Annotated in this window: 17 protein-coding genes; 8 read left to right on the top strand and 9 right to left on the bottom strand. The window is 68.2% G+C overall.

Annotated elements, in window-relative coordinates; all coding sequences use genetic code 11:
* Window positions 1–69 precede the first annotated feature (69 nt).
* Window positions 70–696, bottom strand: a complete 627-nt coding sequence (locus FHU35_RS16655; RefSeq protein WP_145740660.1) for a GNAT family N-acetyltransferase — start codon at window positions 694–696, stop codon at window positions 70–72.
* Window positions 697–1,101: 405 nt separating this feature from the next.
* Here FHU35_RS16655 and FHU35_RS16650 point away from each other — a divergent pair, with 405 nt between their 5' ends.
* Window positions 1,102–2,439 carry an aminotransferase-like domain-containing protein gene (locus tag FHU35_RS16650; protein ID WP_145740658.1) on the top strand — a complete coding sequence of 446 codons (1,338 nt, stop codon included), beginning with the start codon at window positions 1,102–1,104 and terminating at the stop codon, window positions 2,437–2,439.
* Between the two features lie 79 nt (window positions 2,440–2,518).
* Entirely contained in the window at window positions 2,519–3,469 is a 951-nt protein-coding gene (locus tag FHU35_RS16645; RefSeq protein WP_145740655.1) for a D-alanine--D-alanine ligase family protein, read from the top strand.
* Window positions 3,470–3,615: 146 nt separating this feature from the next.
* Here FHU35_RS16645 and FHU35_RS16640 read toward each other — a convergent pair whose 3' ends face one another.
* From FHU35_RS16640 to rpmH, 8 genes are all read right to left on the bottom strand, one after another.
* Window positions 3,616–4,626 carry a ParB/RepB/Spo0J family partition protein gene (locus tag FHU35_RS16640; protein WP_145740653.1) on the bottom strand — a complete coding sequence of 337 codons (1,011 nt, stop codon included), beginning with the start codon at window positions 4,624–4,626 and terminating at the stop codon, window positions 3,616–3,618.
* Window positions 4,623–5,552 (bottom strand): ParA family protein, encoded by a 930-nt coding sequence (locus FHU35_RS16635; RefSeq protein ID WP_281290242.1) that lies wholly within the window; start codon window positions 5,550–5,552, stop codon window positions 4,623–4,625. The genes FHU35_RS16640 and FHU35_RS16635 overlap by 4 nt, the downstream gene beginning before the upstream one ends.
* A gap of 62 nt (window positions 5,553–5,614) precedes the next feature.
* Window positions 5,615–6,310, bottom strand: a complete 696-nt coding sequence (gene rsmG, locus FHU35_RS16630) for a 16S rRNA (guanine(527)-N(7))-methyltransferase RsmG (protein ID WP_145740651.1) — start codon at window positions 6,308–6,310, stop codon at window positions 5,615–5,617.
* 283 nt (window positions 6,311–6,593) lie between these two features.
* Window positions 6,594–7,157, bottom strand: a complete 564-nt coding sequence (locus FHU35_RS16625) for a Jag family protein (protein ID WP_145740649.1) — start codon at window positions 7,155–7,157, stop codon at window positions 6,594–6,596.
* A gap of 33 nt (window positions 7,158–7,190) precedes the next feature.
* The gene (gene yidC, locus FHU35_RS16620; protein ID WP_145740647.1) at window positions 7,191–8,129 is read right to left on the bottom strand and encodes a membrane protein insertase YidC; all 939 of its coding nucleotides are present in this window, start codon (window positions 8,127–8,129) and stop codon (window positions 7,191–7,193) included.
* Between the two features lie 5 nt (window positions 8,130–8,134).
* Window positions 8,135–8,464, bottom strand: a complete 330-nt coding sequence (yidD, locus tag FHU35_RS16615) for a membrane protein insertion efficiency factor YidD (RefSeq protein WP_145740645.1) — start codon at window positions 8,462–8,464, stop codon at window positions 8,135–8,137.
* A 17-nt stretch (window positions 8,465–8,481) separates the two neighbouring features.
* Window positions 8,482–8,913, bottom strand: coding sequence for a ribonuclease P protein component (gene rnpA, locus FHU35_RS16610; protein WP_145740643.1), 432 nt, complete (start codon window positions 8,911–8,913; stop codon window positions 8,482–8,484).
* A 12-nt stretch (window positions 8,914–8,925) separates the two neighbouring features.
* Window positions 8,926–9,069 (bottom strand): 50S ribosomal protein L34, encoded by a 144-nt coding sequence (gene rpmH / locus FHU35_RS16605; protein WP_132626978.1) that lies wholly within the window; start codon window positions 9,067–9,069, stop codon window positions 8,926–8,928.
* Window positions 9,070–9,737: 668 nt separating this feature from the next.
* On the opposite strand from rpmH, the gene dnaA reads away from it, so the two are divergent.
* The 6 genes from dnaA (at window position 9,738) to gyrB (ending at window position 19,547) form a co-directional block, all read left to right on the top strand.
* Entirely contained in the window at window positions 9,738–11,588 is a 1,851-nt protein-coding gene (gene dnaA, locus FHU35_RS16600) for a chromosomal replication initiator protein DnaA (RefSeq protein ID WP_145740641.1), read from the top strand.
* Between the two features lie 1,220 nt (window positions 11,589–12,808).
* Window positions 12,809–13,933, top strand: coding sequence for a DNA polymerase III subunit beta (dnaN, locus tag FHU35_RS16595; RefSeq protein ID WP_145740639.1), 1,125 nt, complete (start codon window positions 12,809–12,811; stop codon window positions 13,931–13,933).
* 172 nt (window positions 13,934–14,105) lie between these two features.
* Window positions 14,106–14,993 (top strand): phosphogluconate dehydrogenase (NAD(+)-dependent, decarboxylating), encoded by an 888-nt coding sequence (gnd, locus tag FHU35_RS16590; RefSeq protein ID WP_145740636.1) that lies wholly within the window; start codon window positions 14,106–14,108, stop codon window positions 14,991–14,993.
* A 325-nt stretch (window positions 14,994–15,318) separates the two neighbouring features.
* On the top strand, window positions 15,319–16,506 hold the full coding sequence (recF, locus tag FHU35_RS16585) for a DNA replication/repair protein RecF (RefSeq protein ID WP_145740634.1): 1,188 nt from the start codon (window positions 15,319–15,321) through the stop codon (window positions 16,504–16,506).
* A gap of 91 nt (window positions 16,507–16,597) precedes the next feature.
* Entirely contained in the window at window positions 16,598–17,185 is a 588-nt protein-coding gene (locus tag FHU35_RS16580; RefSeq protein ID WP_186459493.1) for a DciA family protein, read from the top strand.
* Window positions 17,186–17,573: 388 nt separating this feature from the next.
* Window positions 17,574–19,547: a DNA topoisomerase (ATP-hydrolyzing) subunit B gene (gyrB, locus tag FHU35_RS16575; protein WP_145740632.1), complete on the top strand. Its 1,974-nt coding sequence runs from the start codon at window positions 17,574–17,576 to the stop codon at window positions 19,545–19,547.
* Window positions 19,548–19,594 lie beyond the last annotated feature (47 nt).

The following is a 19,594-nucleotide window of genomic DNA, read 5'->3' as shown; positions in this document are numbered from 1 at the left end:
CACCGGACCTTCCCCGCGCGAGCCCGTTTCCGGCCGTCGGAGAACCGCTGACGAGCGCGCGTCGCGGTCCTAGGCGCGTCCGACCGCCGGCTCCGCCGTGGTGATCGTGACCGAGGTCAGCAAGCGCTCCAGGGCGGCCTCGACGTCTTCCTTCCAGCTGATGGCCGTGCGCAGCTCCAGGCGCATGCGCGGCCACTTCGGGTGCTGGCGAACGGTCTTGAAGCCGACCTGCTGGAGGAACCCGGCCGGGATCACGCAGCCCTCGGCTTCGCCGCTGAGATCGCCGAAGGCCTCCACGGCCTTCACCCCGCGCCTGGTCAGGTCCTTGGCGACGTTCTGGACCAGCACGCGCCCGAGACCGCCCTCCTCGAACTCGGAGGTCACCTTGAGCGCGGTGAGCAGCACGGCATCCGCGCTCACCGGCGCGGTGGGGAAGGACGCCGCTCGCGGCACGGCGGCCGGCGGCGCGTAGATCGCATACCCGGCGGGTACGCCGTCGACGTAGATGATGCGACCGCAGGAACCCCACTCCAGCAGCACGCTGGAGACCCAGGCTTCCTTCTCCAGCTCGGTCTCGCCGAACTCCTCCGCCTGCTCCCTGATGTGCGGCGCCAGTTCCCAGTAGACGCACCGGCGACACCGCGGGGGCAGGTGGTCGAGGTTGTCCAACGTGACGCCGACCACACGTCGCGACACCTGACCTCCCGGAAAACCAAGCAGAACCCGCGCACCACAACGGCGGGAGTATCGCCAGAATAGGCCGCTCGCCTGCCGGACGGGAAGCACCGCTACTCACGGGAACCGCCTCGAAGGGGTGACGTCCCTAACCACGTGCGCGAACAAGATCCAACGGGCGAACTCCGCGGACCAGCGCCAGCCTGTTGTTCCACGTGAAACATCCGGCACGACCACTCACGAATAACAACGTCCGCGGCCCCGCCGGCACGGCTCGCACCTCTCCCGGACCAGCGGATCGCGGGGGTCACGGGAGAGGCCTGTTACACGAGGGGTACTCATCGACGATAGGGCCTATAGAATCGCCCGATCGTTTGTACGAGGTACAAACACGCTGGTGCGCCTAACCGAAACGGGAGCGCGATTATGTCGGATCAAGGAAGCCAACCGGACCAGCCTGACCACTCGGTGGACAAGGCCGCCCGCAACCTGGACGCGTACCGGGCGCGCTACGCCGAGCGGACGGCCGGAATGACCGCCTCCGAGATCCGAGCTCTCTTCGCCGTCGCCAGCCGCCCCGAGGTGGTCTCGCTGGCCGGGGGCATGCCCAACCTCGCCGCGCTGCCGCTGGACTCGCTGGCCACCGAGGTGGCCCGCCTCGTGTCCGAGGACGGGCAGGTGGCGCTGCAGTACGGCTCCGCGCACGGGGTTCCGGAGCTGCGCGAGCAGATCTGCGAGGTGATGGCCCTCGAGGGCATCAGCGCGCACCCGGACGACGTCGTCGTGACCGCCGGCTCCCAGATGGGCCTGGACATGGTCACCCGCATCTTCTGCGACCCGGGCGACGTGATCCTGGCCGAAGGCCCGTCCTACGTCGGCGCGCTGGGCTCGTTCGGCGCCTACCAGGCCGAGGTCGTCCACGTGGCGATGGACGAGGACGGCCTGCAGCCGGAGGCGCTCCGCCAGGCGATCGCCGACCTGGAGAAGCAGAACAAGCGGATCAAGTTCCTCTACACGATCCCCAACTTCCACAACCCCGGCGGCATCACCCTGGCGGTGAACAGGCGGGCTGAGGTCCTGGAGATCTGCCGCCAGGCCGACATCCTCGTGGTCGAGGACAACCCGTACGGGCTGCTGGGCTTCGACGGCAAGCCGTACCCGGCGCTGCGCAGCATGGACCCGGACAACGTGGTGTACCTGGGTTCGTTCTCGAAGACCTTCGCCTCGGGGCTGCGGGTGGGCTGGGTGCTGGCCCCGCTGGCCATCCGGGAGAAGCTGGTGCTGACGGCCGAGTCCGCCACGCTGTGCCCTCCCACGTTGAACCAGATGATCGTCTCCCGCTACCTCTCGACGCACGACTGGCAAGGTCAGATCAAGATCTTCCAGGAGCAGTACCGCGAGCGCCGGGACGCGATGATGGCCGCGCTGGAGCAGTACATGCCGGCGGGGTGCACGTGGACGAAGCCCGATGGCGGCTTCTTCGTCTGGCTGACCGTGCCGGAGGGCGTGGACACGAAGGCGATGCTGCCCCGCGCGGTCACGCAACGCGTGGCCTACGTGTCGGGCACCGGCTTCTACCGGGACGGCTTCGGCAGCCGGCAGATGCGGCTCTCGTACTGCTACCCGACGCCGGAGCGCATCCGCGAGGGCGTGCGCAGGCTCGCCAACACGCTGTCCGAGGAGATGGAGCTGGTCCGCACCTTCGGTACCGTGCCGCCCAGGAGCGTGCCGGGCCCGCAGGCGCCGTCGCCCGACACCGCGTGAGTTTGACTCATCCACACGACCGGTCCACTGCGCCTCATCCGGTGCAGTGGACCGCTACTTTTCCGAGGTGCTGAAGAGAGTGTCTGATCGCTGGGTTGCCGTGCTCGCCGGTGGGCTTTCGCACGAGCGCGATGTGTCGCTGCGTTCCGGCCGCAGGTTGTCCGCCGCGCTGCGCTCGGCCGGCATGACCGTTGCCGAGTGGGATGCGGACTCGCGTCTGCTGTCCCGCCTCACCGAGGAGCGGCCGGACGCGGTCGTCGTCGCCCTGCACGGCGGGGAAGGGGAGAACGGTTCCGTCCAGGCGGTGCTGGAGATGCTCGGCATCCCCTACGTCGGCACCGGCCCGCACGCGTCCCGCCGCACCTGGGACAAGCCCAATGCCAAGGCTGAGGTGGCCCGTGCCGGGCTGACGACCCCGGACTGGGTCGCACTCCCGCACGCGACCTTCCGCGAGCTGGGAGCGCAAGCAGTGCTGGACGCGCTCGTGAACAAGCTCGGTCTTCCCCTGATGCTCAAGCCCGACCAGGGCGGCTCGGGGCTCGGCGCCCAGGTCGTGCGCGACACGGCGAACCTCCCCTCGGCGATGGTGGGCGCGCTGTCCTACGGCGACGCGGTCCTCGTCGAGCGCTTCATCGAGGGGACCGAGGTCGCGATCACGGTCGTCGAGGGTGAGGACGGCCCGGAGGCGCTTCCGGCGGTGGAGATCGAACCGGCAGACGGCGTCTACGACTACACCGCCCGCTACACCGCCGGGCTGACGAACTACCGCTCTCCGGCGGACATCTCCGCGGAGACGGCCGCGGCAGCGGGCGAGCTGGCGATCGCCGCGCACAAGCTGCTCGGCCTCCGCGACATCTCTCGCACGGACGCGATCATCGACACCGACGGCGTTCCGCACTTCCTCGACGCGAAGGTGTCGCCCGGGCTGACCGAGACCTCGCTGCTGCCGATGGCGGTCGAGGCCGCCGGGCGCTCGCTGGGGGAGACCTACGCCGGACTCGTCGAGCGGGCCATCGAGCGCGGGAACTGACTCGCGCAGGTTTCACGTGAAACAAGAGCGGCGGACTCCGTGGAGTCCGCCGCTCTTGTTGTCGCGCTAGCGGCGATGCCGCCTGATCGCGATCAGTGATGTTCAGTCACTCACGGTCATCGTCACCGTGACGTAAGGTCCCGGTGTCATTCCTCGTTGATTCCGCGGGCTTCTTTGCCCAAGATCATCTCTGCAATGCGCTCGAGATCGTCGATCGACCCGTACTCGATGACGATCTTGCCCTTCCGGCTTCCACGGGACACCTTCACCTTGGTGTCGAAGTGGTTGGCGAGCCGGTCGGCCAGCCGGTCGAAGCCGGGGGCCTGGATCTGCTTCTTCGCCGAGGACTTCTCCTTGGCCGGCGCCTCGGACTTCTTGAGGGTCACCTGCTCCTCGGTCGCGCGGACGGACAGCCCCTCCGCCACGATCCGCTTCGCGAGGTCCTCCTGATGCCCGAGGTCCTCCAGGCTCAGCAGAGCCCGCGCGTGGCCCGCCGACAGCACGCCGACGGCGACCCGGCGCTGCACTTCGAGGGGGAGGCGCAGCAGCCGGATGGTGTTGGTGATGACCGGACGGCTCCGGCCGATCCGCTCCGCGAGTTCATCGTGGGTGACTCCGAACTCGTCGAGCAGCTGCTGGTAGGCCGCCGCCTCTTCCAGCGGGTTCAGCTGCACGCGGTGGATGTTCTCCAGCAGCGCGTCCCGGAGGAGCGCGTCGTCCTTGGTCTCCCGGACGATCGCGGGGATGTACTCCAGGCCTGCCAGCTGGGAAGCGCGCCACCGGCGCTCACCCATGATCAGCTCATACTCATCGCCCTCGATCTCGCGCACCACGATGGGCTGCATGAGCCCGAATTCGCGGATCGAGTGCTCCAACTCGTTGAGCGCTTCCTCGTCGAAGACCTGACGAGGCTGCTTCGGGTTGGGAGTGATCGACGCGATGGCGATCTCTTTGTAGACCGCTCCCGCAACGGACCCCTGCGCCGAGTCCTCTGTTTCACGTGAAACAGAGGACTCCGGCTCGGAATTTCCGTAGGCGGGCCCGCCGCGAACCCCGGAAGTCGTTCCGCCCATCGTGGCGCCATCGGCACCCACCGGGGGAGCGCTCGGGATCAACGCGGCGATGCCGCGGCCCAGACCACCTCGTCGCTCGGTCATGCTGTCTTCCTCTCGGCACCCCGCTCCGCGATCTCTCGCGCCGCGTCCAGGTAGCTCATGGAGCCTCGTGAACCCGGATCGTAGGTCAGCACCGTCTGACCAAAGCCCGGAGCCTCGGAAATCTTCACGCTACGCGGAATCACCGTCCGCAGGGTCAGATCACCGAAATGACCACGCACCTCGGCGGTGACCTGATCGGCGAGCTTGGTGCGACCGTCGTACATGGTCAGCAGGATCGTCGAGACCCACAGCGCGGGGTTCAGGTGCGACTGCACCAGCTCGATGTTGCGGAGCAGCTGCCCCAGGCCTTCCAGCGCGTAGTACTCGCACTGGATCGGGATCAGCACCTCGTGAGCCGCGACCAACGCGTTCACCGTGAGCAGGCCGAGCGAGGGCGGGCAGTCCACGAAGACGTAGTCGAAGTCGAGCGCCTCGACCGCCTCCGAGTTCAAGGCCTCCTTCAGACGGCCTTCGCGCGCCACCATCGTCACGAGCTCGATCTCCGAGCCGGCCAGGTCGATCGTGGCCGGAACGCAGAAGAGGTTGTCGGACTGGGTGCTCTTGGCGGCCGCGTCCGCAACGCTGATCTCGCCGAGGAGGACCTCGTAGACCGACGGAACTCCGCCCCGGTGCTCGACGCCGAGCGCGGTGCTCGCGTTCCCCTGGGGGTCGAGGTCGATCACCAAGACCTTGAGCCCGTGCAGCGCCAGACCGGCCGCCAGGTTCACCGTGCTCGTCGTCTTGCCGACGCCACCCTTCTGGTTGGCCACGGTGATGATGCGCCGGTTCTTGGGGCGGGGGAGGTCCAGCTCGTCGGGGTGCAGCACGCGGGTGGCGCGCTGCGCTTCCTCCATGATCGGAGTCCAGCCGATGTCGTCACGGCCGAAGCTCATGGTGTTGCTCTCCGGGCCGGAGGGGAATCGCATGGCGCCCATCGCGCGCCCCCTTGTTTCACGTGAAACCCGACCCGCTCCGTTTTCCTCCGGATTCACCGTCCACGTTCCTTTCTCGCTCGACGTGTCTCACGACGCCGACCGGACGAGGTTCGGGCCGCCGCGACCCGCTCCACCACGACAACGGTCGTCGGCACATCGAGTACGCCGACACCGCATGATTTGACTTCGCCACGGCCGCCACCGACCGCGGCGATCGCCGCCGCATCCCGTTCGAGTTCCTCAGCCGCGCTTTCGCCCTTCATGGCGAGGAGGAGGCCGTCCTGCCGCAGCAGCGGGAGAGACCACTTCGCGAGCCGTTCCATCGGCGCCACGGCGCGAGCGGTCACGACATCCTGATCGGCAAGTCGTTCACGCACCGGACCCTCCTCGGCACGACCACGCACCACCTCAACGGTGAGCGCCAACTCGGTGATGACTTCCTGCAACCACGTCACCCGCCGAGCCATCGGCTCCAGCAAGGTGAGGGTGAGATCCGGGCGAGCGATCGCCAACGGGATGCCCGGCAACCCCGCCCCAGAGCCTACGTCCACAACCCGGCTTTGAGGGGGGAGCAACTCCGCAATCACAGCAGAGTTCAGCAGATGTCTTTCCCAGAGGCGGTCCAACTCGCGGGGACCGATCAATCCGCGGCGGATTCCATGCTCCTGGAGTAACTCGGCGAACCTCTCCGCCAACTCCACTCGCTCGCCGAAAACGGTCCGCGCCGCCTCGGGCACACCTCCGGTCAAGACATTCACCCCGCTGTTTCACGTGAAACCAAAGACTTCGTGTCTAGACTGCCGGATCGATGTCCGGGGTCGTGCACCAACCCGCTGTTTCACGTGAAACCGCGCCGAACGAGTACGCCGACGGCGGCATCACTCATTCAGCCAGAGCAGAGTTGCAGAAGCATTGCGGACCGACTACATGCCCAACCCAACCGCGGCCGGGCTCGCACCACTTATGGCCAAGTCGACAAAACGCCCCCGCCGGACCGGAGTCCGACGGGGGCGGTGAAGCGGGGGAGCGGTCTCAGCTCTTGAAGACGACCACCTTGCGGCTGGGCTCTTCGCCCTCGCTCTCGCTGTAGACCCCCTCGATCGCGGCGACCGCGTCGTGGATGATCTTGCGCTCGAACGGGGTCATCGGACGCAGCCGCGCCTCCTGCCCGGTCTTGAGGACCTCCTCGGCGGTGGAGCGACCGAGATCGGAGAGCTCCTCGCGCCGCCCGGCGCGCCACCCGGACACGTCGAGCATCAGGCGGCTGCGCACTCCGGTGTCCTGCTGGACCGCGAGCCGGGTCAGCTCCTGCAGCGCCTCCAGCACCTGGCCGCGACCGCCGACCAGCTTCTCGAGATCGGGTCCGCCGTCGACGCTCACCACGGCGCGGCCGGCTTCCACGTCGAGGTCGATGTCCCCGTCGTAGTCGAGCAGGTCGAGCAGCCGCTCCAGGTAATCGCCCGCGACGTCACCCTCCTGCACCAGCAGTGTCTCCGTGTTGGACGCCTCGGGGGAGGACTCGGCGGGGGCGTCAGTATTGGCGGGGGCGTTGGAGCCCTCGGCGACGGCCGGGCTCTCCTGCACAGTTTCAGACACTGGGTGTCTCCTCTCCAGGGGTTCGCGACGGGATCAGCGGGACTCGCCAGGCTTCTCCGTGTCGCGAGCGCGGTCTTCGATCACCCCGGGGATCTCACCGGGTTGGTCATCGGACGCCTTCTCAGCGGTGGCCGAATCAGCGGTGGCCGAAATCGTGCCTTCCGGGTTCGCGACCGCGGGCGCGTCGGCTGACGCAGCCTCCTCGCGGTCGATCCGGCGGTACACCACTCGTTGCTGTCCCAGCGTCCAGAAGTTGTTCGCGAGCCAGTAGATCAAGATGGCCAGCGGGAGGAACGGACCACCGACGATAGCGAACATCGGGAAGATCCACAGCATCAGTTTGTTGGTCATCGCCGCCTGCGGGTTGGCGGCGGCCTGCGCGCTCTGCCGCTCCAACGAGTGCCGGGCGGTGAAGTGGGTGGCGATCGCGGCCGCGATCATCAGCGGAACGGCCACCACCATCATCGACAGGCGATCCGTCCCGAAGGCCGCGAGCACGTCGGGAGCCTGGCTGAGGGTGTTGGACAGCTTCGCGCCGAACAGGTCGGCCTCGACGAAGGAGGCGACGTCGGCGGCGTTGAAGACGAAGTTCCCGGGGGCGCCGGGCTTGAAGCCGTTGAGCACGTGGAAGAGACCGATGAACACCGGGATCTGCACGAGCATGGGCAGGCAGCCGGACAGCGGGTTGAAGCCCTGCTCGGTCTGGAGCTTCTGCATCTCCGTCGCGAGCTTCTGCTTGTCGTCGCCGTGCTTCTCCTGCAGCTCTCGCACCAGGGGAGCGAAGTCCTGCATCTTCTTCATCGAGCGGACCTGGTGCACGAACGGCTTGAACAGAAGCGCGCGCAGCGTGAAGACGAGGAAGATGACCGACAGCGCCCAGGCGAACCCGCTCGAGGGTTCGAGCACGTAACCGAAGACCTTGTGCCAGAACCAGAGGATGGCCGACACGGGGTAGTAGATGAAGTCCAGCACGCGGGCTACTCCTCGGCGGGTTTGTCGGAAAGGCGAATGCCTGCTCGCCGCTCACGGGGTGGTGGGACCGGGTCCAGTCCTCCGGGGTGCCAGGGGCCGCAGCGCAGGAGCCGGCGGACGGTGAGCCATCCGCCGCGGAACAACCCGTGCACGGTCAGCGCCTCAACAGCGTAGGCGCTGCAGCTCGGGTAGAACCGGCACATCGGCGGCAGCAGCGGGGAGATGACCTTGCGGTACGCGTGGACGGGGCCGAGCAGGATCCAGGCGGACAGGTCGGCCTTGCGTCCCGCACGACTTTCGTCATGCGAATCGTCATGCCGCCAATCCGGTGCCATCTCCTACAACCCCGCCATCAACTGCTGCCCGGGCCATCGGAGCAACGGATGCGAAGTTTCTTCAACGCTCCGTCGATGTCCGCACCGAGTTCCCCGCTGGACGCGCCCGCCGCTGGAGGCAGCGCTCGAACCACCACCAGTGTGCCAGCGGGCAGGTCCGGAATGCGGTCTCGCATCAGGTGACGCAGACGACGAGCGACCCGGTGGCGGACCACCGCAACGCCCACGGCCTTGCTGACGACAAAACCCACCCGGGTCGAAGCAGACGAGTCCCGGGTGGGTGCCGTATTAGCTTGAGCCTCCGGCTCGGCCTCACCACTCATCCGAGCCCGGACCTGGTCCGGGCGCAGGACGTGGACCACCAAGCGGGGGCGTCCTGCCCGACGACCACGGCGGACCACCAGTCGGAAATCCTGGTTCCTGGTCAGCCGGGCTGCCGTGGGAAGCACGGCCGGACGCGATCAGGCAGAAAGCTGCGCGCGGCCCCGGCGACGGCGCGTGGCCACGATGGCCCGGCCGGCGCGAGTGCGCATGCGCAGCCGGAACCCGTGCTTCCTAGCACGGCGGCGGTTGTTCGGCTGGAAAGTGCGCTTGCCCTTGCTCACGGTCGGATCTCCCGGTTACTACAGGCACCGATGGTCGCCTTCGGACCACGGTTCGGTCTTGGTGTCCCCGGTTCTTGAAACCCGCAGGCCCGCAGGGAGCGGGCCAAGAGCCGCAAGGCCGGGCGTGATGTCGGCGCGCCGACATGCCCGCTGCACAAGCGGGGGACTGTACGAGGGTACGCCAGAGCCAACAGCAGGTGCACAGCCGGGGGTGGACATCCGGCGGCATCGGCGTCATAACGAAGGGCGCTGGGCCAGGCCGAGGCGTGATCGATCTTCTCCGGCGAGTCCGCGCTGGTGATCGCGACACCGCTCGTCGACACCGGAGAGCCTGCCACATCACGATCTCCGCGAGGCCCCCGGGATCTGCTTGTGGCTGAGGCCGCTGCTTGTTAGCGTGCCTCCCTGCGATGCCGCAGGACCGGTAGGTGGGAGCATCGGTTCGCAGTCAGGGGGACTGACCTCGATCGCAGAGGTAGGGCGGCCCCAGGGGGAAACACCGGAACGGTCTGCCGTACCTTCATACACACGTTGTGGACAACTCTGTGGACACGTGTGTCCATCGAGTCGCCCACCAGTGCCGCGGTACCCGCTACCCGTGCAACTGTGGGGGCTGGGGACCGGGACCGCAACCGGGGAGCAATCAAGCGAGGGGAGGGGAGCAGGCGGTGTCCGACCACCAAGCCGATCTCGATCGAGTTTGGGACGAGGTGGTGCAGGAGCTGTCCTCCGGCACTCTCTCGCCGCAGCAACGCGCGTGGATGCGGGTCACCCGCCCCATCGGGCTGCTCGACGGGACCGCGCTGCTGGCCGCTCCGAGCGACTTCGCGAAGGAAGCCATCGAACGCGCGCTGCGCGACCCCATCACCGATGCCCTGTCCCGCCGGCTGGGCCGCGACATCTCGCTCGCCGTGAAGGTCGACACCGCGGTGCCCGCGCCGACCCGTCCGGTCGCCGCGCCGGCACCCGCACCCGCTCCTGAGACCTGGAGCCCGCGCGGCGGGGACGATCAGTCCTCGCCCACCTACATCTCGGTACCCGGTTTCGGCGGCGACAGCCCGTACGGCCACACCGCTCACACCGGTTCGATCGGCCACACGGGATCCATCCCCGTCGTGCCCGGACCCGGTTCTCCCAGTTCAGAGGGTCAGGGAAAGCACGCGGCTCCGGATTCGCAGCCGACGCCCGCCGCGAACATCGACTTCCCGACGGCCGAGTTCAAGTGGCCCAACGGTGAGGTCCCGAAGCCGCAGTCCGCCAAGCCGGACCCGGAACCCGAGCCCGAGGAGGAGGAAGAACCGGTCGCGGAGACCTCCGCCGAACCGGAATCCTCCGACTCCGACGCCGGTCAGCCCGCCGCCGACGAGGGCGTGTGGCCGACCTTCGGCCGCGGCCAGGGCGGGCAGAACCCAGGTCAGACGATCCCGTCGGCCGAGCCCCAGCAGGGTCAGCCGTTCACGGCTCCCAAGCACGCGCCGCCGACCTCGCAGACCAGGCTCAACGCGAAGTACACCTTCGACACCTTCGTGATCGGTTCGTCGAACCGGTTCGCGCACGCTGCCGCGGTCGCCGCGGCCGAGGCACCGGCGCGGGCGTACAACCCGCTGTTCATCTGGGGCGAGTCGGGTCTCGGCAAGACGCACCTGCTGCACGCGGTCGGGCACTACACGCAGCGGCTGTTCCCGGGCATGCGGGTCCGCTACGTCTCGACCGAAGAGTTCACCAACGACTTCATCAACTCGCTGCGCGACGACCGGCAGGTGGCGTTCCAACGCCGATACCGCGACGTCGACGTGCTGCTGGTCGACGACATCCAGTTCTTGGAGGGCAAGGAAGGCACCCAGGAGGAGTTCTTCCACACCTTCAACACGCTGCACAACTCGAACAAGCAGATCGTGGTGTCCTCCGACCGGCCGCCGAAGGGGCTGCGCACGCTGGAAGACCGGCTGCGCACCCGGTTCGAGTGGGGTCTGATCACCGACATCCAGCCGCCTGAGCTGGAGACGCGGATCGCGATCCTCCGGAAGAAGGCCGCGCAGGACCGGATGAACGCGCCGGCCGACGTGCTGGAGTTCATCGCCTCGCGCATCGAGCGCAACATCCGCGAGCTGGAAGGCGCGCTGATCCGGGTCACCGCGTTCGCGTCGCTGAACCGGCAGCCGGTCGACCTGCAGCTGGCCGAGATCGTGCTGCGCGACCTGATCCCCGACTCGCAGACACCGGAGATCACCGCTCCGACGATCATGGCCGTCACCGCGGACTACTTCGGGGTGACCATGGACGACCTGTGCGGCCCGGGCAAGACGAAGGCGCTGGCCCAGGCGCGGCAGATCGCGATGTACCTGTGCCGGGAGCTGACGGACTCGTCGCTGCCCAAGATCGGTCAGTACTTCGGCAGCCGCGACCACACCACGGTCATGTACGCCGACAAGAAGATCCGCAAGGAGATGGCGGAGCGCCGGCGCGTGTACGAGCACGTCCAGGAGCTGACCGCCCGCATCAAGCAGCAGTCCCGCTGACCGACGGGTCCCCGCCGAGAACAACCGCCGTCCGAGTTGTTCTCGGCTCTTCTTTTCGGCCACCGCCCTGATCAGCAGGTCGGATCAAGCTCCTGACCTGCACGTTCAGAAACTCAGCCGCTCATTTGGCCGCTGACGGGCTTTTGCGGGTCCCCTGGTGTGATTCCCTAGGCCGCGAGCGACCGATCTTTCTGGTAGTGCCGCCTGCCGCGATCCACCCGCCCAGGCAGAAACCTTCGTCCGTTCCGACCCCGGTTCACCCCCGCGCGCGTGCCGGTGGGGAGCGGTCCCCGGGCGGGTTCGCGAGGTTTCTGTTCGGCCTGCCCGCTCCGATCCCCGGGCCCGAACAGAAAGATTCGGGCCAGATCCGGGCGTGACCGAGGGCCGCGGAACGCCTCAGCGCAAGGACCGAGCCCGAAAATCACCACTTTCAGTGTTCGTGCGGACGCGCTCAGTGCGACCGGGAACATTCACGGCGAGAACTTTTCTGGCCGGACGAGTGGGCCTCACCTCACCGCGTCGACAAAAAACGCGCGAAGGCGCCAGCTGTCCACAGAAATTCAATCCCCAGGCGTGACCTGCAATTTTCCCCATCCCATCCACATGCTGTGCACAAGCTGCTCACATGCTGAGGGCGGGTTGCCAACAGAGTTCCCACAACTCTGCCCACAACCCGACCGGTGGAGAACTCCCCATCCACCCCGGGATGGGTACAACCCGGGGTCTCACTGTGGATGGGAGTGTGGACAACTGGGGATGGTTGTGGAGCAACTCAAGACGGTCAGAAGTTGTCCACCACACGGCTGTCGCAGTCCCCGGTTACTTCCAGTTGCCATCCACACCGGAGCAGGCCACCCGACCAGCCCAAACGACGGTTGTCCCCACAACTCACAGGCCTTACTACTACTGCGGACATTTCTTCTCTTCTTAGAAAATAAGAAAAGAGAACTAGGGGCGGTGGATAAGTGGACAACTGGCGCCGCGAAGCTCGAACCCGCCTCGACCAAGTGCCCCGACCCGGATGCGGAGATCGGTGAGCACGCTCTACGGTGGAACTCCCCGCACCGAGACGCCCCGGCTCGAACTCCGAGCGAAGTTCTCCGGCGTTCTCGCTGCGGGATCGCTTCGCCCTCGATGCGGAGCACACCGAACCTTCCAGCCGCGCACGGCTCGACACAGTTCTCGGCAGCCGAGCCACGGCTGAAACCGAAAGGACACCCATGAAGATCCGCGTGGAGCGTGACGGTCTTGCCGACGCCGTCGCCTGGGTCGCGCGCAGCTTGCCGTCGCGGCCACCGGTTCCGGTGCTGGGCGGGGTGCTGCTCGATGCGAGTTCCGGGGAAGCGCTGACCATCTCCGGCTTCGACTACGAGGTCTCGGCGCAGGTCACCATCGAGGCCTCGATCGATGCCAGCGGGAAGACCCTGGTCTCGGGGCGTCTGCTGGCCGACATCACCAAGGCGTTGCCGGCGCGCCCGGTCGAGCTGACCGTCGACGGCTCCCGGGTGACGATCACCTGCGGCAGCTCCCGGTTCAGCCTGCCGACCATGCCGGTCGAGGACTACCCGGCGCTGCCGGACATGCCCGATCACGCCGGGTCCGTGCCCACCGACCTGTTCAGCGAGGCGGTCGGCCAGGTCGCCATCGCGGCGGGCAAGGACGACACGCTCCCGATGCTCACCGGCATCCGGATGGAGATCAACGCCGACAAGCTGACCATGGTCGCCACCGACCGGTTCCGGCTCGCGATGCGCGAGATCACCTGGGAGCCGGGCGCGGGCGTCGAGGACACCCAGGTGCTGGTCCCGGCCAAGACGCTCGCCGACTCGGCCAAGACGCTGGGCGCCGGCGCGAGCAAGGTGGAGATCTCGCTGGCCTCGGGTGACGGACTGCTCGGCCTGTCCGGCACGACCCGCCGGAACACCAGCCGCCTGCTGGACGCGGAGTTCCCCAAGTACCGCCAGCTGCTCCCGGCCGAGACCGCGGTGACCGCGAACATCGACGTCTCGCCGCTGGCCGAGGCGATCAAGCGCGTGTCGCTGGTGGCCGAGCGCGGCACGCAGGTCCGGCTCGAGTTCTCCGACCGGCTGCTGCGGCTGTCCGCCGGCGGTGACGACGAGGGCAGCGCCGAGGAAGAGCTCCCGATCGAGCTCGACGGCGAGGAGCTGACCATCGCGTTCAACCCGGCGTACCTGCTCGACGGGCTCAGCGCCCTGAAGTCCGAGCGCGCTCAGATGCAGTTCACCACCTCCAACCGCCCGGCGTTGATCAAGCCGATCGACGACAACGGCCAGGTCCAGGAGGGCTACCTCTACCTGTTGATGCCGGTCCGCCTGCCCGGCTGACGTTCGGCACGGCCGCGGTGGTGCGCGGCTCACATCCTGCGCACCACCCGGCTCGCTGCCCCGGTTCGTGGTCGTAGGCTCCGGCCAGATCGATTCAGCGGCGATGTCCGCTGCGCGGCCGGCCACGCGCCGACCTCCACAAGTCGACACACAGTTCGGATAGGGAGTTCCAGTGCAACTCGGGCTTGTCGGCCTCGGCCGAATGGGTTTCAACATGCGCGAGCGGCTGCGCGCCGCTGGTCACGAGGTCGTGGGCTACGACCGCAACCCGGACGTCACCGACGCGGCGTCCGTGGCGGAGTTGGTCGAGAAGCTGTCCGGTCCGCGGGTCGTGTGGATCATGGTTCCGCACGGCGACCCCACCCGGCAGACCGTCGAGGAGCTGTCCGGCCTGCTGTCCGCCGGTGACCTGGTGATCGAGGGCGGGAACTCCAAGTTCACCGATGACCAGGCGAACGCCGCGCTGCTCGCCGAGCACGGGATCAAGTACCTCGACGTCGGGGTGTCCGGTGGTGTCTGGGGCGCGAAGAACGGCTACGGCCTGATGGCCGGCGGTGACGCCGAGGACGTCGAGCGCGCGATGCCGATCTTCGACGCGCTGCGTCCGGAGGGGCCGCGCGACGAGGGCTTCGCCCACGCCGGTCCGGTCGGTGCCGGTCACTACGCGAAGATGGTGCACAACGGCATCGAGTACGGCTTGATGCAGGCCTACGCCGAGGGCTTCGAACTGCTCGCCGCCTCCGATGTCGTCACCGACGTGCCCGCCACGATCAAGGCCTGGAGCAAGGGCACCGTCGTGCGTTCCTGGTTGCTGGACCTGCTGGTCAACGCGCTGGAGGAGGACCCGGAGCTGGCCGAGCTGCGCGGCTACGTGCAGGACTCGGGCGAGGGCCGGTGGACCATCGAGGAAGCGATCAACAACTCGGTCCCGGCGCCGGTCATGACCGCCGCGCTCTACGCCCGCTTCGCTTCGCGCCAGGAGGACTCGCCCGCGATGAAGGCGGTCGCGGCGTTGCGCAACCAGTTCGGCGGCCACGCGGTGCAGAAGTCCGAGAGCTGATCGAACGGCACGTGGTGGTCCGGGGAAGTTCCCGCTGAGGCTTCCCCGCCACCCGCGCGTCCGGTCGTCGGCGACCCCGCGGAACGTCGACGAGGCGATTTGTCGACATGTCGTGCCGCGGGTGTCCGTGCTGGTCGCGGCACGCGGACAGCGGCGTCCGGCACGGTCCGGACCGCCGGTCCGGCCGAGCCGCGACCGGCGGCAGGTCCTGCGGCCAGGGCGCGCTCAGCCGAGTCGTGCCGCCCGGGGACGGGGGAGCCGGCGAAGATCGGCCGCCCGCACCGCCGCGCAAACGACCACCACAACCCAGATAAGTTGGATCGTCGTGTACGTGCGCCACTTGCAGGTCAACGACTTCCGGTCGTGGCCGCTCGCCGACCTCGAACTCGAACCCGGCATCACCGTGCTGGTCGGGTCGAACGGTCAGGGCAAGACGAACCTGGTCGAGGCGATCGGCTACGTCGCCACGCTCGGCTCGCACCGCGTTTCCAACGACGCGCCCCTGGTCCGCTACGGAGCGGCCCGGGCGGTGGTGCGGGCCGCCGTGGTCAACCACGGCCGGGAGCTGCTGGTCGAACTGGAGATCACCCCGGGCAAGGCCAACCGCGCCCGGATCAACCGGGGAGCGGCGGGCAAACCGCGCGACGTGCTGGGAATCCTGCGGACCGTGCTGTTCGCGCCGGAAGACCTCGCGATCGTGCGGGGAGACCCGGGCGAACGCCGCCGGTTCATGGACGAGCTGCTCGTCTCGCGCCAGCCGCGCTACGCCGGGATCCGCTCCGACTACGAGCGGGTGCTCAAGCAGCGCAGCGCGCTGCTGAAGTCGGCGGGCGCCGCGCGGCGGGGCGGAGCCAAGGCGGATCTGAGCACGTTGGCCGCCTGGGACGGCCACCTCGCGCGCTACGGCGCCGAGCTGCTGGCCGGGAGGCTCGCACTGGTGTCGTCCCTCGCCCCTCACGTGACCAGCGGATACGCCAACGTCGCCGCGACGGACGAGGCCTCGACGCCCTCCGGACGAGTCGCTGACCTGCGCTATCGCAGCAGTCTGGGCGAATCTCTGCCGGAGCGCTACGGGGTACCCGGGGCCCCGGAAGTGCCGTGGGAGGAGGCTGTGCCGGAACTGGAGGCCGCTCTGCTCGCGGAGCTGGAGCGAGCGCGGCCGCAGGAGATCGAGCGCGGCGTGTCGCTGGTCGGCCCGCACCGGGACGACCTGGATCTGCTGCTCGGCGAGCTGCCGGCGAAGGGCTACGCGAGTCACGGCGAATCGTGGTCGCTCGTCCTGGCGTTGCGGCTGGCTTCTTACCACTTGCTCACAGAGGATGGCGCCGAACCGGTGTTGATCCTGGACGACGTCTTCGCCGAGCTCGACCGCCGCAGGCGCGCCCGGCTCGCCGAGCTGGTCTCGGGCGCCGAGCAGGTGCTGGTGACGGCTGCGGTCGCGGAAGACGTCCCGCCGGAACTCTCCGGTGCCCGATTCGACGTCCGGGAAGGTGAGGTGCACCGTGCCGCCTGACGGAAGCGGACGAAAAGTTTCACGCAGAGTGATCGCGACCACGGATGGATCCGTGGAACTACCCACATCTGGGGATAACCCTGTGGATGGTGTGGATAACTCCGCGCCTTCGCGCGGCTCCGACGGCGCCGCGCTGCCCGATGACAAAACACCAGGTCAGACGATCGACGGCAGTGAGCTGGCCGGTCCGGACCTGGCTCGCGCGGCGTTGCAGGCCGCGCGCGAGCAGTCGGCCGCCAAGCGCAAGACGATGGGCAAGCCGGGCAAAACCGGCAAGCTGCGCACGCGCAGGCGTCGCGGCTGGGCAGGTGCGGGGCCCGACGACCGGGACCCGCAGCCGCTGGGCAGGCTCGCCGCGCGGATCGCCCAGGAGCACGGCTGGACGGACCACCTCTCCGGCGGTCAGGTCTTCGCCAAGTGGGGATCGCTGGTCGGCGAGGAGATCGCCGAGCACACGAAGCCGTTGCAGCTCAAGGACGGCGAGCTCACGGTCCAGGCGCAGTCCACGGCGTGGGCCACCCAGCTGCGGTTGCTGCAGCGGCAGATCCTCAAGCGCATCAGCGACGGGGTGGGGCGCGACGTGGTCAAGCGGATCAAGGTGCAGGGGCCTGCCGCGCCGAGCTGGCGATACGGCCCGCGGCACATCTCCGGACGTGGTCCGAGGGACACCTACGGCTAGGGAACTCCGGGCCGCGCGGGGTCCACGGGCGTGCGCGCAGGGGGTCCACCCGCAGGTCGGCGTCGCCCGGCGGCCGATCGGCGCGGAGAATTCCGAGCAAGCGCTCGCGGCTCTTCGATGGTGGATCGATCCGAGTTCTCGACTCTGTGAGCAAGCTAGGGGCGTCCTTGCCCCACTTCTGCGGCGGGGGACCAGTAGAATCAACGTGGGTGTGACCCGACGCGCTCCCCGCTCGTTGAACGGCGAGGGGTCCGCAGGCGGGCCGCACCGGGGTACGGCGCCGGCAGCCGAGTCGCCCCGAAGTGGTCGTAGAGCCGGAGCCGGTCACCGCGCCGGCATCGACCGATCACCGTGACAGCACAGTCGGCTCAAGGAGAAATCGAGGCCCGTGGCACCGAAGAAGAGCGAATACAACGCTTCATCAATCACCGTTCTTGAGGGCCTTGAGGCCGTCCGCAAGCGGCCCGGCATGTACATCGGTTCCACCGGTGAGCGCGGTCTGCACCACCTGGTCCAGGAGGTCGTGGACAACTCGGTCGACGAGGCGATGGCCGGGTACGCGTCCAAGGTCGAGGTCACCCTGCTCGCCGACGGTGGCGTGCGCGTCGTCGACGACGGTCGCGGCATCCCCGTCGACATGCACCCGGTCGAGAAGAAGCCGACCTTGGAGGTCGTGCTCACGGTCCTGCACGCGGGCGGCAAGTTCGGCGGCGACTCCTACGCCGTGTCCGGTGGTCTGCACGGCGTCGGTGTCTCCGTGGTCAACGCGCTCTCCACGGCGCTGGAGGCCGAGATCCACGTCGGCGGCAACGTGTGGCGGCAGCGCTACGAGGACTCCAAGCCGGTCGCCGAGGTCGAGCGCGGCGAGAAGACCAGCCGGTCCGGCACCTCGATCACCTTCTGGGCCGACCCCAAGATCTTCGAGACCACCACGTACAACATCGAGACGATCGCCCGCCGCCTCCAGGAGATGGCCTTCCTGAACAAGGGCCTGACCATCGTCCTGCGCGACGAGCGCGTCGCCGAGGACGAAGACGGTGGTGAGGACGCCCAGGGCAGCACGGCGAAGACCACCGAGCGGACCTACCACTACCCGGGCGGGCTCGAGGACTTCGTCAAGCACATCAACGCGACGAAGGAGCCGATCCACAAGAAGGTCGTCGCCTTCAACGCCGCCGGCAACGGGCACGAGCTGGAAGTCGCGCTGCAGTGGAACTCCGGCTTCAACCAGTCGGTCTACACGTTCGCCAACACGATCAACACGCACGAGGGCGGCACCCACGAGGAGGGCTTCCGGTCCGCGCTGACCCGCGTGGTCAACGCCTACGCCAAGGACAAGAAGCTGCTCAAGGACAAGGACGGCAGCCTCACCGGCGACGACGTCCGCGAGGGCCTGGCCGCGATCGTGTCGGTCAAGGTCTCCGAGCCGCAGTTCGAGGGTCAGACCAAGACCAAGCTGGGCAACACCGAGGTCAAGTCCTTCGTGCAGACCACCGCCTTCGAGTGGCTGACCGACTGGTTCGAGCGCAACCCCGCCGACGCGCGAACGATCGTGAACAAGGCGGTCTCCTCGGCGCAGGCGCGGATGGCCGCGCGCAAGGCCAAGGAGCTGGTCCGCCGCAAGAGCGCGATGGACATCGGCGGCCTGCCCGGCAAGCTCAAGGACTGCCAGTCCAACCAGCCGGACGAGTGCGAGCTCTACATCGTGGAGGGCGACTCCGCGGGTGGCTCGGCCAAGGAAGGCCGCGAGTCGCGCTTCCAGGCGATCCTGCCGCTGCGAGGCAAGATCATCAACGTGGAGAAGTCGCGGATCGACAAGGTCCTCAAGAACAACGAGGTCCAGGCGATCATCACCGCGCTGGGCACCGGCATCCACGACGAGTTCGACCTGTCGAAGCTGCGGTACCACAAGATCGTGCTGATGGCCGACGCCGACGTCGACGGCCAGCACATCCGGACCCTGCTGCTGACCCTGCTGTTCCGGTTCATGCGCCCGCTGATCGAGAACGGGCACGTGTTCCTCGCGCAGCCGCCGCTGTACAAGGTCAAGTGGCCGCGCGCGGAGCCCGAGTACGCCTACAGCGACAAGGAGCGCGACGCGCTGCTGGAGGCGGGCGCCGCCGCCGGGCGCAAGCTGCCCAAGGACGACGGCATCCAGCGCTACAAGGGTCTCGGTGAGATGAACGCCGACGAGCTCTGGGAGACCACCATGAACCCGGAGACCCGGCTGCTGCTGCAGGTCTCGCTGGACGACGCGGCCACCGCGGACGAGCTGTTCAGCGTGCTGATGGGCGAGGACGTCGAGGCGCGGCGCTCGTTCATCACCCGCAACGCGAAGGACGCGGGCTTCCTCGACGTGTGATCCACGCGCAGGTCAACCACCGAACTCTCCGAACGAGCAAGGGAAGA

It is taken from the genome of Saccharopolyspora dendranthemae (assembly GCF_007829955.1).
In the GTDB taxonomy this organism is placed as follows: domain Bacteria; phylum Actinomycetota; class Actinomycetes; order Mycobacteriales; family Pseudonocardiaceae; genus Saccharopolyspora; species Saccharopolyspora dendranthemae.
The sequence above is the reverse complement of the archived record's forward strand: the minus strand, read 5'-3'. Positions and strand labels throughout refer to the sequence as shown.